General features: G+C 69.3%; 14 protein-coding genes. 5 read left to right on the top strand and 9 right to left on the bottom strand.

The annotated features are described in order from the left end of the window. Positions 1-296: 296 nt before the first annotated feature. The gene (locus AC50X6_RS08950; protein ID WP_214961308.1) at positions 297-974 is read right to left on the bottom strand and encodes a Crp/Fnr family transcriptional regulator; all 678 of its coding nucleotides are present in this window, start codon (positions 972-974) and stop codon (positions 297-299) included. Between the two features lie 238 nt (positions 975-1,212). Here AC50X6_RS08950 and AC50X6_RS08955 point away from each other — a divergent pair, with 238 nt between their 5' ends. After that, entirely contained in the window at positions 1,213-2,397 is a 1,185-nt protein-coding gene (locus AC50X6_RS08955; protein WP_494965876.1) for a MarP family serine protease, read from the top strand. Between the two features lie 88 nt (positions 2,398-2,485). On the opposite strand, the gene AC50X6_RS08960 is transcribed toward AC50X6_RS08955, so the two are convergent. The 6 genes from AC50X6_RS08960 to AC50X6_RS08985 form a co-directional block, all read right to left on the bottom strand. Beyond that, the gene (locus tag AC50X6_RS08960; RefSeq protein ID WP_494965877.1) at positions 2,486-3,601 is read right to left on the bottom strand and encodes a DUF2332 domain-containing protein; all 1,116 of its coding nucleotides are present in this window, start codon (positions 3,599-3,601) and stop codon (positions 2,486-2,488) included. A gap of 2 nt (positions 3,602-3,603) precedes the next feature. Then, on the bottom strand, positions 3,604-4,077 hold the full coding sequence (gene aroQ / locus AC50X6_RS08965) for a type II 3-dehydroquinate dehydratase (RefSeq protein WP_494965878.1): 474 nt from the start codon (positions 4,075-4,077) through the stop codon (positions 3,604-3,606). A 94-nt stretch (positions 4,078-4,171) separates the two neighbouring features. After that, complete coding sequence (locus AC50X6_RS08970) at positions 4,172-4,615, bottom strand: SRPBCC family protein (RefSeq protein ID WP_494965879.1); 444 nt, start codon at positions 4,613-4,615, stop codon at positions 4,172-4,174. 4 nt (positions 4,616-4,619) lie between these two features. After that, complete coding sequence (locus tag AC50X6_RS08975; RefSeq protein ID WP_494965880.1) at positions 4,620-5,852, bottom strand: protoporphyrinogen/coproporphyrinogen oxidase; 1,233 nt, start codon at positions 5,850-5,852, stop codon at positions 4,620-4,622. Between the two features lie 179 nt (positions 5,853-6,031). Then, complete coding sequence (acs, locus tag AC50X6_RS08980) at positions 6,032-8,062, bottom strand: acetate--CoA ligase (protein ID WP_494965881.1); 2,031 nt, start codon at positions 8,060-8,062, stop codon at positions 6,032-6,034. A gap of 215 nt (positions 8,063-8,277) precedes the next feature. Next, positions 8,278-8,472, bottom strand: coding sequence for a hypothetical protein (locus tag AC50X6_RS08985; protein ID WP_494965882.1), 195 nt, complete (start codon positions 8,470-8,472; stop codon positions 8,278-8,280). 421 nt (positions 8,473-8,893) lie between these two features. Between AC50X6_RS08985 and AC50X6_RS08990 the strand changes: the two genes are divergently transcribed. Genes AC50X6_RS08990 through AC50X6_RS09000 form a run of 3 tightly spaced genes read left to right on the top strand, consistent with a single transcriptional unit; the run spans position 8,894 to position 11,782 of the window. After that, positions 8,894-10,282, top strand: coding sequence for a hypothetical protein (locus tag AC50X6_RS08990; RefSeq protein WP_494965883.1), 1,389 nt, complete (start codon positions 8,894-8,896; stop codon positions 10,280-10,282). After that, positions 10,209-11,087: an endonuclease III gene (nth, locus tag AC50X6_RS08995; protein ID WP_494965884.1), complete on the top strand. Its 879-nt coding sequence runs from the start codon at positions 10,209-10,211 to the stop codon at positions 11,085-11,087. The genes AC50X6_RS08990 and nth overlap by 74 nt, the downstream gene beginning before the upstream one ends. Further along, positions 11,084-11,782 (top strand): NUDIX hydrolase, encoded by a 699-nt coding sequence (locus tag AC50X6_RS09000; RefSeq protein WP_494965885.1) that lies wholly within the window; start codon positions 11,084-11,086, stop codon positions 11,780-11,782. The genes nth and AC50X6_RS09000 overlap by 4 nt, the downstream gene beginning before the upstream one ends. A gap of 59 nt (positions 11,783-11,841) precedes the next feature. Here AC50X6_RS09000 and AC50X6_RS09005 read toward each other — a convergent pair whose 3' ends face one another. Further along, positions 11,842-12,066: a YegP family protein gene (locus AC50X6_RS09005; protein ID WP_494965886.1), complete on the bottom strand. Its 225-nt coding sequence runs from the start codon at positions 12,064-12,066 to the stop codon at positions 11,842-11,844. Positions 12,067-12,209: 143 nt separating this feature from the next. Then, complete coding sequence (locus tag AC50X6_RS09010; protein WP_494965887.1) at positions 12,210-13,934, bottom strand: bifunctional 3'-5' exonuclease/DNA polymerase; 1,725 nt, start codon at positions 13,932-13,934, stop codon at positions 12,210-12,212. 171 nt (positions 13,935-14,105) lie between these two features. Here AC50X6_RS09010 and ssd point away from each other — a divergent pair, with 171 nt between their 5' ends. Next, entirely contained in the window at positions 14,106-15,215 is a 1,110-nt protein-coding gene (ssd, locus tag AC50X6_RS09015; protein ID WP_494965888.1) for a septum site-determining protein Ssd, read from the top strand. Positions 15,216-15,226 lie beyond the last annotated feature (11 nt).

The following is a 15,226-nucleotide window of genomic DNA, read 5'->3' on the forward strand; positions in this document are numbered from 1 at the left end:
GGACATGCCCGCGGGCATGTCCCGTCTTCGGCCCTACCAATGGACATGCCCCGGCTCAGGCCGCGGACCTGGGGGACATGCCCCGCGCTTGCCCGGGCCGGTGGACATAGTGACATTGTGCCCATTCCTCCCCGCCAGGACTGGACATGTCCCGCGGACCAACCCGCCAGGACTGGACATGTCCCGCGGACCAACCCGCCAGGACTGGACATGTCCCGCGGACGGTGCGCCGTTCCAGACGCCGAAGGCCGGCCCCGTTTCCACGGGCCGGCCTTCGAGGTCTGCTGCTGAACCGTTTAGCGCGAGCGCTGGCGGAGCCGCTGCATGTCGAGGATGACGACGGCCCGGGCCTCGAGACGGAGCCAGCCGCGCTGCACGAACTCGGCGAGTGCTTTGTTGACTGTCTCGCGGGATGCGCCGACCAGCTGGGCCAGCTCCTCCTGGGTGAGCTCGTGGGCTACCAGGACGCCGTCGGTCGCGGGACGGCCGAAGCGGTCGGCCAGGTCCAGCAGCGCCTTGGCGACACGGCCGGGAACGTCGGAGAAGACGAGGTCCGAGAGCGAATCGTTGGTGCGGCGCAGGCGCCGGGCCAGGGCCTGCAGCAGCTGGGCGGAGACCTCCGGGCGGGTGCGCAGCAGGGCGTTGAGGCTCTCGTTCCTCAGGCCGGCGAGCCGCGTTTCCGAGACGGCTGTTGCCGTGGCGGTGCGCGGGCTCGGATCGAACAGTGCCATTTCGCCGAACAGCTCGCCCGGACCGAGGATGGCGAGCAGCGATTCACGGCCATCCGGGGACGTGCGTCCGAGCTTCACCTTGCCGGAGACGATGAAGTACAGCTGGTCACCCTGGTCGCCTTCCCGGAAAACCGAGGCTCCGCGTGAGAGGTCCACCTCGGTAAGCTCATCCGTCAACAAACGGAAAGCCTCGTCGTCGAGCGTGGCGAAAAGGGGTGCGCGGCGCAATACCTCGATGTCCATAAAATCTCCTGACTAACTGTGTCGGCTGGGGCGCTTCAGCCATTGTTTCAGAATTTTGGCGTCTCTGTGACGTACTTGGCACCGAAACGCTCTAGACGACGCCAGACGGACCACAGACGGACCACACATGGACCACGCCGGGAGGTTGCCGGGCGCCTGCGTCCGATCGGTAATCCGCTCGGTAAACTGTCAGCCTGCGCCGGTAGAATCGGGGCTTACCTGCCTATAAGGAGCACCGGTGTTCGGCTTGACCATCTTGGACCTCGTGTTGATACTAACGTTGCTGTCCTACCTGATCCATGGCCTGCGCAACGGCTTCGTGGTAACAGTCGGCGGCATCGCGGGGTTCGCCGCGGGGGCCGTGGCGGCGTTTGTGTCTGTCCCGATTGTCAGCGATTTTGTGGACGACAGCGGCTGGCGGCTCACTGCGATCATCGCCGCCGCCGTGCTGCTCATGTTCCTGGGCCACGGCCTCGGCACAGCGATCGGGCGTCGAATCCGCAGCGTGGTCAGGATCAGCCCGCTCCGGGCCGTGGACCGGGTGGCCGGCGGCGGCGTGAACGTGGTGGTGTCCGCCCTGGTGATGTCGATGCTGGCGTTCAGCATCGGCGCGCTCGGCGTCCCCCTGGTCTCCCAGCAGCTCGCCGAGTCCAGAGTGATCCGGTTCATCGACGGCATGACGCCCACCCCGCTGAAGACATCGATGGCCCAGCTGCGGTCCACCGTGATCGGCGAGGGCATTCCGACGCTGTTTGCGGGCATCGGGCAGGGCCAGCCCGTGGCCGTCCCGGACGCCAGCACTGACACGCCCGCGCTGAACAGTGCAGCGGCGTCGGTGCTGAAGATCGCCGGAACCGCCTTTCAATGCGGGCAGAACCAGACCGGTACCGGCTTTGTGGTCTCGCCCGGCCGCGTCGTAACCAACGCCCACGTCGTCGCCGGAGTGCCGGAACCCGTGGTCGAAATCCCGGGCGGGGGTGCGCTGCCCGGCCGCGTCGTGTACTTCGATAGCCAGCGCGACCTCGCCGTGCTGGCCGTGGACGGGCTGCGTTCCGCCCCGCTGCCGCTCAGCTCCGATCTGCCCGCCGGGAGCGCCGCCGCGTTCGCCGGCTACCCGCATGGCGGCCCGTTCCAGTCCAAGCCGGCCACTGTGCAGGACATCGCCACCGTGCTGGTCCCGGACATTTACGGCAACAACCCGGCGCCCGCGGACGTCTACCGCCTAGCCGGCGATGTCCAGCCGGGCAACTCCGGGGGCCCGCTGCTGACCGTTGACGGCCGGGTGGCCGGCGTGATCTTCGCCAAGGCCACGAGCGAGTCCTCACTCGGCTTCGCCATCACGATGACCGATCTGGGCCCCGTCGCCGCCCAGTCGCCCGGACTCGGTAACCCGGTCTCACCGGGCCAGTGCGTCAAGAAGTAGCGTCAAGAAGTAGCGTCAGGAAGTAGCGTCAAGAAGTAGCGTCAGGAAGTAGCGTCAGGAATTCCAGTGCACCACGAAATGGCCGGCATCAGGAAGTAGCAGCCTGGAGCCACTCCAGGCTCTGGCCGTGCGGGCCCGCGATGGCCACGGGCTGCCCGTTGTGGGTCAACAGGAACCGGCCGCGGAGCCGCTCAGCATCCATCTCGGGCACAACACTGGAGCCGTCCGCCTGCAGGATCACGGTGTGGCCCTCGTTGGAGAGCCAATGGCACCCGCGGCCCGCGGTGAGTTCCGCGATGATGCCGCGGAACTGTTCCCGGCCCTCGGCGTCGAGATAGGCCATGACCGCGCTGTGGAACACCACGAGCGTGGCGTCCGACGGCGCCCGCCCGGCCAGGGCGACGAGCTGTTCGTTGAGGTCCCCGGCCACCAGCAGCGGCGGATCGGCCTGGGCAACGGCGATGGCCTGCCGCAGCCGCTCCCGGCGGAAGTCCTGCTCCGGCCAAATCAGCGCCTCCAGCCAGGCGACGTCGTCGGGATTACGGACATTCAGGGGATTGAGGTCAATGCCGGCGCGCCACACCACCCGGGGGAGCCGCACCGGCAGCGGGACAGGGCCGGTGGTGGTGCAGCGAAGCAGCGGGAAGGTGCCCGGCTGTGCGCCTGCCGGGTTCAGACGGGTCACCGGGGCGCGGCCGGGATCCGCGCCGCCTGCAGCCGGGTCTCCGGGATCCGCGCAGCCGGCGTCGAACTCATAGCCGTAGCGGTCCGGGAAGAGCGCGAGCCCGGCCGAGGCGCCCACTTCGATGAGCGCCAGCGGCCGGCCCTCGGTGGCCGCAATCCGGGCGAGGGAGGGCAGCAGCGTCGCGCAGCGCCCGGCCTCGTTGGTCTGGGTGGCGCGGGCGAGCACGGTCCGCGATATCTGTTCCCAATTCTCGTCCAGGAAGCTTCGGAACTCCCGGTAGTGGCTGATCTGCGCACCCAGGAAGCGCGCCGCGGCAAGCAACAGCAGCGGCTGGCGCTTGTTGTGCGGCCACTCATCGATCCGCCGGATCAGCTCCGGATCCTCCGCGATGCCCACCGACCACTCTTCGTAGCACAAGGAGTTGCCGGGCGCGTCGACGGTGCCGAAGTGCCGATACCACTGCGCGGTGGCCGTTTCCGCGGCGGGATCCGGTTCGGCTGCGGGATCAGCGGGGGACATGCTCAGTCCTGGCCGGTCTGCAGCCCGGCGAGGTATTCGATGCCGAAGCGGTAGCCCAGGATCCCGGCGCCGGCGATCACGGCCTTGCTGATCTCCGAGAGATAGGAGTGGTGCCGGAACTCCTCGCGGGCGTGGACGTTGGTGATGTGGACCTCGACGGCGGGCAGTTGCACTGCCGAGATGGCGTCACGGATCGCGACCGAGGTGTGCGTGTAGGCGCCGGCGTTGATGACGATGCCGATCGCCTTGCCCCTGGCCGCTTGGATGGCGTCGACGAGGGCACCCTCGTGGTTGGACTGGAAGCACTCGACGTCCAGCCCGTGCGCCGCGCCGGCGTCTTTGGCGAGCTGTTCGACGTCGGCCAGCGTGGCGGTTCCGTATTTCTCGGGTTCGCGGGTGCCGAGCAGGTTCAGGTTGGGTCCGTTGAGGACCAGGATGGTGCCGCGGCCGGCACCGGCGGGGGTGGCTTCGCTCATGCTTGCCAATGTATCGCGTTGCGCCGGGTGGCGGGCCCATCTCGCCGCCGCCCCGGCACTTTTTTGGGACCGGGGTTGCCGCCGGCCGCGGTTTCTACCGCGTGGCGAGCCGCTCGATCCGGCGCAGCGCCAGGGCGCAGACCGGCAGATAGGCCGGCGCCCACCAGGGGACGGTGAACGTCACGAGAGCGCCGCCTTCCTGCGGAATGACCCGGTGGCCGGTGGCGGGAATTCCGGCAACGGACCACGACCAGTACCGTCCCGCCTCGAACCCGGTCACGATGTACGGCAGCGCCACACCCAGGATGGTGCGCACCCTGCCACGGCTGCCGCTTTGGAACCCGCTGGCCGCGGGTCCGGTTGCGGGTCCGGTTGCGGGTCCGGCAGAAGGACCGGCTGCGGGTCCCCGGGGGTCCGCCGGGGCGGGCTCCACGCCGGTGATCGACGGCCCCCAGCTGGGCCACTGCCGGACATCGGTGAGCAGGGCCCATACCTTGTCGGCGGGTGCGGCGACCCGGCGCGAAACGGAGAAGGCCATCCGGCTAAGCCAGGATCGCCTGAGCGGCGCGGTGGCCGCTGGCGAGGGCGCCCTGAATGGAAGCCGTCTCACGGTGGTCGCCGCAAATGATCAGCCCGGACGGGTTTTGAACGGCTTCCCGGGGCCGCAGCGGGGGAAGCTGCACCGGCAGGGCGTGCGGTACCTCCTGCCGAACCACAAGTTCCCAGCCGCTTGTGGGGGCGCCGAAGATCTCGCCGGCGTGGCGGCGGACCTCGTCGTCCGTCGGGACCGGCCGCCCCGCGCCGAAAAGCGCGGATGTCTGGATGAGGTGCCGTCCGGCAGGGGCGTAGCTGGGCGCCGCATTGGAGATAACCGCAGTGTTGACCAGCGGCCCGCCCCTGCGGGCACGGCCGTCAACGCAGAGCATGTCCACCTCGCTGGGGGCCGCATCGGCCGCAAACCAGTGCGTGAGCACCCCCTTCATGGCCGGCACGGCGCTGCCTGTCAGCCTGCCGGCGGTGAGCGGATCGGTGGCGACGACGACTTGGCGGGCCCGGAGCGCGGAATCCGCAGCGGTGACCAGCAGCGCGTTCCCGGCCGGCGTGATCGAGTCCACCCTGGTCGAGGTGCGGACCAGGGTGGACAGTCCGGCGGCCAGCTGACGGGGGAGCGCCTGCATGCCGTCGCGCGGCAGTCCCGGCACGCCACTCGCGAACACCCGGACAAGCTGCAGGGCGAAGTCGTTGGAAGTGCTGCCGCGGTCTTCCAGCAACACCCCGGCGAGGAACTGGTCCACCACCCGGCGGAGTTCGCCGGAGCAGCGGGCCCGGTCCAGGGCCTCCCGCAGCGGAGCATCCGTGCCGCGCCCGCGCCGGGGCAGGCCAAGGGCCGGGGTGGCCCACCGCAGCAGCCCCGCGACATCGCGGGGCTTAAGGATGCCGCTGCGCAGGGTCTGCGGGATGAGGCGGGGCTCGCGCACGGGGTGGGCGAGGACTGCGAGGGAGTCCTCCCGGCGGACCCGGACGCCGGCGCCGAAGGACTGAAGCTTCAGCGCGTCGACGTCGACCCACCGGCGCACCGCGGGGTACGCGGGATTCAGCACCTGAAAGCCGCGGTCCACCAGGAACCCGTCGATCCGGTCCGTCCGGATTCTGCCTCCGACGTCGTCGGACGCTTCCCACACCAGCACCCCGCGGCCGGCGGCTTCCAGCTCGCGGGCACACTGCAACCCCGCCAGGCCTGCACCTACCACCAGAACGTCACAAGTCTCGGTCATGGCTCATCCTTTCACGGCGTCGCATTCCCCGGTCCGGCGGCCTCAACGGCAACATCGCTGGGACAGCGTGAGCGGGCAGCAGACGACGGCGGCGCCGCCCACTGAAGTGGGCAACGCCGTCGTCGAACTGTGGCCGCCAGGACCCGCGTCCGCCGAAGAACGACGCGCGCTACGCCAGGTTACTTCCGGAGCGACTGCGCGATCTGGGCCATCACTGTGTTGTCGGCCAGGGTGGTGGCGTCTCCCACTTCGCGGCCTTCGGCGACGTCCTTGAGTAGGCGGCGGATAATTTTTCCGGAGCGGGTCTTCGGCAGCTCCGGGACCACCAGGATGGTCTTGGGCTTGGCGATGGGCCCGATTTCCTTGCTCACGTGGTTGCGGAGTTCCTGCACTATCGCGTCTCCGGTGTCCACGGCGTCCCCGCGCAGGATCACGAAGGCCACGACGGCCTGGCCGGTGGTCTCGTCCGCGGCGCCCACCACGGCGGCCTCGGCAACGGCGGGGTGGCTGACCAGCGCGGATTCGATCTCGGCCGTGGAGAGCCGGTGGCCGGAAATGTTCATGACGTCATCGACCCGGCCTAGGAGCCAGATATCGCCGTCGCCGTCCTTTTTGGCGCCGTCGCCGGCGAAATACATAGTCTCGAAGCGGGACCAGTAAGTTTCCTTGAACCGCTCCGGGTCGCCCCAGATGCCGCGCAGCATGGCCGGCCACGGTTCGCGGATGACCAGGTAGCCACCGGAGCCGTTGGGCACGGATTCGCCGAGTTCATCCACAACGTCCACGGCGATGCCGGGGAGCGGGACCTGGGCGGAGCCGGGCTTGGTGGCCGTCACGCCGGGCAGCGGGGCGATCATCTGCGCGCCCGTTTCGGTCTGCCACCAGGTGTCCACGACGGGGGCCGGGGTTTCCTTGCGTTCGCCGTTCTTCCCGGCGTTGGCGCCGATGACCTCGCGGTACCACATCCAGGCCTCGGGGTTGATCGGTTCGCCCACGGAACCCAGGACGCGGATCGAGGAGAGGTCGGACTTGGCCGGGATCTCCTTGCCCCACTTCATGAACGTCCGGATGGCGGTGGGGGCGGTGTAGAGGATGGAGACCTTGTACTTCTCCACGATCTCCCACCAGCGGCCCTGGTGCGGGGAATCCGGTGTGCCCTCGTAGATCACCTGGGTGGCGCCGTTGATAAGCGGGGCGTAGGCGACGTAGGAGTGGCCGGTGATCCAGCCGACGTCGGCCGTGCACCAGTAGACGTCGGTCTCCGGATGCAGATCGAAGACGGCCTTGTGCGTGTAGGCGCCCTGGGCGAGGTAGCCGCCCGTGGTGTGCAGGATGCCCTTGGGCTTACCGGTGGTTCCGGAGGTGTAGAGGATGAACAGCGGGTGCTCGGAGTCATGCCCGACGGCGGTGTGCTCGGCGGAGGCGGTCCCTACGGTGTCGGCCCACCAGTGGTCGCGGCCGTCATGCCAGTCGACATCCTGGCCGTTGCGCTTGACTACCACGACGTTCTGGACGGTGTGGCCGTCGCGGGCCAGGGCCTCATCAACGGCGGGCTTGAGCGTGCTGGGCTTGCCGCGGCGGTAGGTGCCGTCGGCGGTGACGACGAGCTTGGCCTCGGCGTCGTCGATCCGGGAGCGGAGCGCTTCGGCGGAGAACCCGCCGAAGACCACCGAGTGGATGGCGCCGATCCGGGCGCAGGCAAGCAGCGTGATGACAGCCTCGGGGATCATGGGCAGGTACACGGCGACGCGGTCACCCTTGGCGACGCCGAGGGACTCGAAAGCGTTGGCGGCCTTCTTGACCTCCTCGGTCAGCTGCGCGTAGGTGTACGTGCGGGTGTCGCCCGGCTCGCCCTCGAAGTAGATGGCGACGCGGTCCCCGTGGCCGGCCTCCACATGGCGGTCCAGCGCATTGTAGGCCGCGTTGATCTCGCCGCCGACAAACCACTTGGCGAACGGCGGCGCGGACCAGTCGAGGGTCTGCGTGAAGTCTTTGCTCCACGTCAACAGCTCGCGGGCCTGCTTCGCCCAAAAGGCGGGACGGTCGGCGTCCGCCTCCGCGTAGTCGGCGGCGGTGACGACGGCGTTCGCCGCGAACTCGGCGGACGGGGCAAACTTGCGGTTCTCCTGGGACAGGTTTTCAAAGGCGTCGCCCTGGGGCCGGGCGCTGGAATCCTGCGTGGTCGTGGAGCCTGGGATGTGCTGGGACATGGTGAACCTCATCATTCATCGATCCGTGCTGCGCAGGACCTCCGTTCCGCCGCCATGCCGGCCGTTTGTGCGGCGTCGGGCATCGGCTGGTCACGGAGGGACCGCAAAGAGCTGTTCCGAAATACACACTAACGCCTGGGCGGCCCTCGACGTGTGCCGCGTCACACAGTGAACCGTGAGCGGTGTTTGTTAAGCGACGAATGGTGGCCAAACGGCTACTTGCGCGCCATAAGGCGGCGCATGCGGCGCTGCACCAGCAAAGCCCATCCGCTGAGGAGCAGGGTGATGATGATCAGCACGATTGCGACGGCGGGCGTCCCCGGCAGGAGGATCCCCGCCACGACGGCGGCCACGGCAAAGGCGCAGACAGCCCGCCAGAGAAACATTGGGGTCCCGTTCAGCAGTTCCATGCCCACACCCTACGCCCAGTGCCGCGTCGCCGGCGCAGTGGGAGGCCCGCTGGCGCCGCGCCTGGCAGAGGGCGTGGGAAAGGTAGGCGTGGAGGAACAGGATCCGGCAATCCACCAGACGCCGGCCTATATCCGCGCCGTGTCGCGGCCCGGCATCTGGCCGTCTCGGCTGCCACCCGTAACAACCTGTCAAGCTACAGCGAAGCGCTGGCGGTATCCGCTGACCCCGGCGGCTCCACACACTGACGCTGATCTTGCCGCGTCCGCCCACGGCTTGTCAGCTAGTGATCGGCCATGCACTTGGCTAGGCTGAGATGAAGTTGTGACATCCCGATGGAGGCGAGGGGACCGTGCGCGGTCCTCTATCTGCCTGCCTTTAGGCGGCACCGCCCAGGGTGGCGCCATGCTAAGGAGAACAGTAATGAACGAGCAAGCGAACGGGCAGCTCCAGACGCCGTCCCAGAGCCAGGGCAACCGCCAGAGCTCCAGCGGCGGGAGCACACCGGCCGGCTACGGCGAACCGCCCCGGTTCACAATGGACAAGGCGAACGGCCGGACGGCCGGCAAGAAGAACGAGGCGGTTCTGGGGCCCTTCACCATCCGCGATCTCACCGTTTTCGGCTCGACGCTGATTCTCTTCATCGCATCGCTGATCCCGATGTTTGCCGTCCGCTACAACCTGTGGAACCTGGGCAGCCTCTTCTTCCTGGGCCTCGGCGTCCTGCTTCCGCTCATCGTTGCCGCCCTGTTCGTCGCGCGCCGGGTCAGCCCCGGGACGAAAGTCCGGATCGGCTCGCTTTCGGTGGACCAGTTTGCCTCCGTGGTGGCGTCGTTCACGGTGGCGTTCTTCTTCCTGGCCGTCGCAGGTGCCTTCGTGCCGAGCATGCTGCTGGCGCTCGTGGGCGCGCTGGGGCTCTTTGCCGCCACCGTGCTGGGCCGCCTGATCCCTTACTTCGCCGGTGATTTCCTGGGCCGCGAGGAAGCACCCGCCCACATCGTGGCCCGCGAGACGGCAGAGCCCGTCCGCAAGCCCCGGGCCCCCAAGGCTCCGAAAGACACCAGCGAACCGAAAGCCCCCAAATCGGCCGGCATCGGCCAGCTCTCCGGCTGGGCCAAGCGCCTGAAATCCGGCGGTCAGGGAACTGCCCCGGGCGCGGATACCCGTGGCAATGGGTCCCACAGTGCTGCGCCGGGTGGCGGTCCCGACGCCAGACCGGAAGCGGCCCCGGCAGCACCGTCCCCCGCAGCACCGTCCCCCGCAGCATCTGCCCCGGTCGCTGGCTCAACGGCGACCCAGATCGCCGGCATCGCGCCCGCCGCAGCCGCGGCCGCCGCGCCCGCCGAAGAACAGACCCGGGCCGCCGGCGTCGTAACGACCCCTCCGGCTGCGTCCGCGCCGGACGCAGCCTCGGCTCCGGACACCACGGCAGGCCGGCCGGCCCCGGATGCCCGGCTCCGGTCAGCCGCAGCGGCCGAGGAAACCCGGGCGGCCGAGGTTCCCGCTGCCGCGGGAAACAGCGCGCCCACCACCGTGAACCCGCAGGTGCGCTCGCAGGAGCCGATCGGCGCCACCGTGGATCCGGCAAGCCGCCCCGAGGAACACCAGATCCAGCCTGTCCACGAGGCGTTCTGGTTCGCCGTCGCCCAGCCCCGGACGGCCGTTGACGAGCACACCGGTGCTCCGGCGTTCGTGATTGAGCCCGGCGGCTGGGTCCTCGCCCTCGAGGACCGGGGCCATGAATTCCTGGTCCAGCACACCGACGGCCGCGCCGGCCTGCTGCGCGACCTCAGCAATATCGAACGCGGTTAGCCAGACCCCGGTGTCCGCGGAATCCGGAGATTCACTACTGGCGCGCAAGCGCCGTGCCCGCAGGATCAACCGGGCGCTCGCCGAACAGTACCCCTACGCGCACGCGGAGCTCGATTTCCGCAGCCCGTTCGAGCTGGTGGTGGCCACCGTGCTCTCCGCCCAGACAACCGACGTGCTGGTCAACCAGATCACGCCGCTGCTCTTCGCCCGGTACCCGGACGCGCGGAGCATGGCCGAGGCGGACCCTGCCGAGCTGGAAGCCATCATCAAGCCCACCGGGTTCTTCCGCGCCAAGGCCAGGAACCTGATGGCGCTGTGCACCCGCCTTGTGGACGAGTACGACGGCGAGGTGCCGGGACGGCTTGAAGACCTGGTGACGCTCGCTGGCGTCGGGCGGAAGACCGCCAACGTGGTGCTGGGGAACGCCTTCGGCATCCCCGGCATCACGGTGGACACGCACTTCGGCCGGCTGGCGCGGCGCTTCGGCTGGACGGCGTCGGACGATCCGGTCCGGATCGAGTCCGACGCCGCCGAACTGTTCGAGCCCAAGGACTGGACCATGCTCTCGCACCGGGTGGTGTTTCACGGCCGGCGGGTCTGCCATTCCCGCAAGCCGGCCTGCGGGGCCTGCTCGGTGGCCAACTGGTGTCCCAGCTACGGGATGGGCGAGACCGACCCGGAGAAGGCAAAGAAGCTACTGAAGTATGAGCTGGCCCCCGGCCGGGAAGAGCTGCTGGCGAAACTTCTCGCCGAGACGCATCGGGCCGCCGAAATCCGGATGGAATCGCAGAGGAAGCCCGGGTGACGGCGCGCCAGGACCTCATCGACCTCGTCGCCGCTGTGGAGGCGGGCACCGCGCCGGCGGCCGATCCGCGCTGGCGCGAACTCGTCGTCGAGCCCGGCGACCGGATCCGCCGGGCCGCCGTGCTGATGCTCCTTGGCTCGCTCGACGATGTCCCGGCGACGTCCGTCAAGTTGCTGGCCCCGGCCGATCTGGACGTCCTGCTCCTGCAGCGCGCCCAGACCCTGGACGACCACCCCGGACAGGTTGCCTTCCCCGGCGGCGGCATCGACCCTGGAGAATCGGTGATTGGCGCCGCGCTGCGCGAAGCGGAAGAGGAAACGGGGCTGGACCCTGCCGGCGTCGAGGTGCTGGGCATCATGCCTGAACTTGCGCTGCCGCGGGGGAACTTCCTGGTGACGCCCGTCCTCGGCTGGTGGGCATCGCAGTCGCCCGTGCGCGTGGTGGACTACGGCGAATCCGCCCAGGTGTTCCGGGTCCCGGTGCGGGATCTGCTGGATCCGGACAATCGGGTGATGGCGACCGTCACCCGGGCCGGGCAGACCTTCCAAAGCCCCGCCTTCACCGTTAACGGGGTGGTGGTGTGGGGTTTCACCGGGATGATCCTGAACCAGCTGTTCGAGCAGCTAGGCTGGGCGGTTCCCTGGGACCGCACGCGGCTGCAGAGCGTCGACACCTGGAGCAGGCTCGACGGCTGAGCCGAGCCGCACACATTCGGGTGGCCCCGGCCGACGCTGGCCTGGCGCCGCGCGGGACCTTAGCCCGTTGCCAGGCGGCCGCTTGGCAACGGCCTCCTTCTTGATCGTGACTTATCCACGATCAGTCCGGTCGCGGCGTTCTCCCGCACGGCAGTGATACCCGCTGCCGCGGCCTTGATGGAGTTGAACAGCGGCGAAACGGCGACGACCGTTCCGTCCGGCGCCGTCAGCCTGAAGAAATACGTCTTCCCGCCGGCTTCGGCGATCTCAAAAATGCCAGCCATTGTCCTGCCTCCCCAAGTTCTTGCGTCATTGCAACAGCCGGCGGAAGTGTCGAAACAACCACCGGTCTTTTCGAGGGTAGCTGGCGCCTCCGACACAGCACAACTCTACTGACGGGTACGTTCCGGCGGCCGGCCCCGGACGATTATTTGGCGTTGTCGTAGGAGTCCACCACCGCCACGCTGACCGGGAATTCCACCGGGATCCGGCCGAACAGCAGTTCCTTGGCGGCAGCCGCGGCCTCTTCGATGGCGCGGATGCAGTCCTCTACGGCGTCGTCCGGGCAGTGCACCATGACTTCGTCGTGCAGGAAGAAGACGAGTTCCCCGGCGGGGGTTCCGGCCGAACGCATGGCGCGCAGCCGCCGTCGTAATTCCGCGAGCCAGCAGGCCGCCCAGTCCGCCGCGGAGCCCTGCACCACGAAGTTGCGGGTGAACCTGCCCCGCGAACGGGCAATCGAACCGGCCCGGCGCTGTTCCTCTGCGGTGGCGGACTGCTGGCTCTGCAGCCACTGCGCAGACGGCGGCGGGCTGCTGCGGCCCAGCCGCGAGGTGACCGTCCGTCCGGCCTCGCCCTCGCGGGCCGCCTGCTCCACGAAGCCGACGGCGCGGGGATAAGTGCGGGTCAGCTGGGGCATCAGGCGCCCGGATTCTCCGGTGGTGGCTCCGTAGATCGCGCCGAGCAGCGCTATTTTGGCCTTGGCCCGGTCACCGCTGAAACCCTGCGCGGCGATGCCGGCGTACAGGTCCTTGTCCCGCGCAGCCTCGGCCATCCTGGCATCCTGCGCCAGCGCCACAAGCACCCGGGGTTCCAGCTGTGAGGCGTCGGCAACGATCAGCTTGTGGCCGGGATCGGCATGCACGGCGCCGCGGATCTGGCGCGGAATCTGCAGCGCCCCGCCCCCGCGGGACGCCCAGCGGCCCGAGACCACGCCGCCCACCACATACTCGGGCTGGAACCGGCCGTTCTTCACCCAGGCGTCCAGCCAGGCCCAGCCGTTGGCCGCGTGCAGGCGGGAGAGCTTCTTGAACGCCAGCAGCGGCTCGATCGCCGGGTGGCTGGACTCCTTCAGCTCCCACTGCCGCGTGGTCTTGACCTCGATCCCGTTCCGGTGCAGGGCGCGCATAAGCTCCTGTGGGGAGTCCGGGTTCAGCGAGGGGGAGTTCAGTAGCCGCCGCAACTCACCGGTGAGCTCCTCGAGTCTGGCCGGGCGGTGGCCTTGGGGCGGGCGCGGACCGAGGTAGTCCGCGAGGATCTGCTCGTGCAGTTCCTCCTGCCAGGGAACGCCGGTGTGCTGCATTTCGGCGGCGATCATGGCGCCCGCGGATTCGGCGGCGAGCAGGAGCTGGAGGCGCTGTTTGCGGCTATCGGTGGGGCGTTCGACGCCGGCCGAACCCACCTGGCTGAGCGCCTCCTGCTGGGCGGTGTATTCGGCGCGGAGCTCAGCCGGGGTGTGGCGGGGCGCCCGGCGCAGCCCTGGATCTTCAAACAGGGCGCCCTGCTCGGCGGGCGGGGGCGGCGGTTGCAGCGCCCGGGGCGGCTGGTGCAGCTCATCGTCCTGGGTCAGCTTCTCCGCGTGCTGTGCATACGGAGTGTGGGCGGTGAACTCCGAGTGTGCCAGGATCGCGCCGCACAAGGTCAGGTCATAGCAGCGTTCCAGCTCCACCCCGGCAGCGAGCAGAGCCGGGTACCAGTCCTGGGTGCGGTGCCAGATCCAGCGCGGACGCCGCTCTTCGACTTCACGCACGACGCCGGCCAGACCGGCGGCGCTGATGACACGGGGTTCGGGGGCGGCCGGGTGCGGGGCGCCGTCGGCGGTGAGTTCCTGGAGGGCTGCGCCGTCAGCGTGGGCGGCGAGCAGCATGTACATAGGGTCAATTCTGCCCTGTGGTGCGGCGGCGGTTGTCCACACAGCTTGTCCTTTGCTTATGCGTGTTTCCACGCGGTTGTCCACGCGGCTTGTCGTTTGCTTGGCGCCGGTTATCCACATAGCGCGGGGCGCCGGTTACTGCGATCCCCCGGGGGGCGGCACAGTGGTGGTATGAGCAAGCACCAGCTACCGGATGCCGTCCCGGGACCGCCCCGGGATCCGGAGCGGTGGCTGCCGGGCGAGTCGTCCGAGACGCTGCTGGTGACAGGCTTAGAGATACTGCGCGACGAGGTGGAACGCATCGTGGCAGCGGCCGGAGGCCACCTGACGACGGTGCCGGATGCCAGGGAGGCGGCGCCGTACTGGGACACGTCGGCCGCGGTATTGGTAGGCAGTGACATCCGCGATCTGCCGCCGCGGCGCCGTGCCCCGGCCGTGCTCGTTGGCCTGAACGGGGACGGGGACAGCCTGTGGCACCTGGCAGTCGCCATCGGGGCCGAACGGGTGGCTGTCCTGCCCGACGCCTCTGCCTGGCTGGCCGAGTATCTGAGCCGCTCCCGCTCGCCCGCGGCCGGCGGACGCGTGCTCGGCATCACCGGCGGCTGCGGCGGGGCCGGCGCCACCACGGCAGCCATCTGGCTGGCTCAGTCGGCCGCCCGGCATGGAGCACGGGTGCTGCTGGTGGACGGCGACCCGTGGGGCGGGGGACTGGAACTGGCGCTTGCCGCCGAGGAAACCCCCGGACTTCGATGGCCGGACCTGGCCCAGGCCAGCGGGAGCATCGATCCGCGCCAGCTCGCGGATTCCCTGCCAGTGGCCGGCGGATTCTCGTTTCTGTCGTGGCCGGGCAATAGGGATCGATACACCGGGGTGGACGCCGGAACGGTGGCCGGTGTCCTCGATGCGGCCCGGCGCGGCTTCGAACTCGTGCTCCTGGACATCGGACGGGGACGTGAGGCGTTGCGGGCATTCGCCTGGGAGTGTGACCGGATAGTTGTCGTTGCTCCAGCCCAGCTGCGCGCGGCCGTGGCAACGGCGCGGCTTCTGCAGGAACTTCCTCCGGTGGACACCGCCCTGGTGGTCCGGGGGAAACCGGGGGCCGCGCTGGACGGAGCCCTGATTGCCGAGTCTGTCGGGCTGCCCTTGCACGGGATCATGCCGGAAGTCAGGGGCGCCGCCGCCGCGACCGAGCTCGGACGACTGCTGGACACCGGGTGCCGGCGCAGGGTCCGGCGGTTCGCCGATGTGGTGCTCCACCTCGGCAGAGAAGATACAGGATGAGCGCTTCTTTG

This window comes from Pseudarthrobacter sp. HLT1-7 (assembly GCF_059383435.1).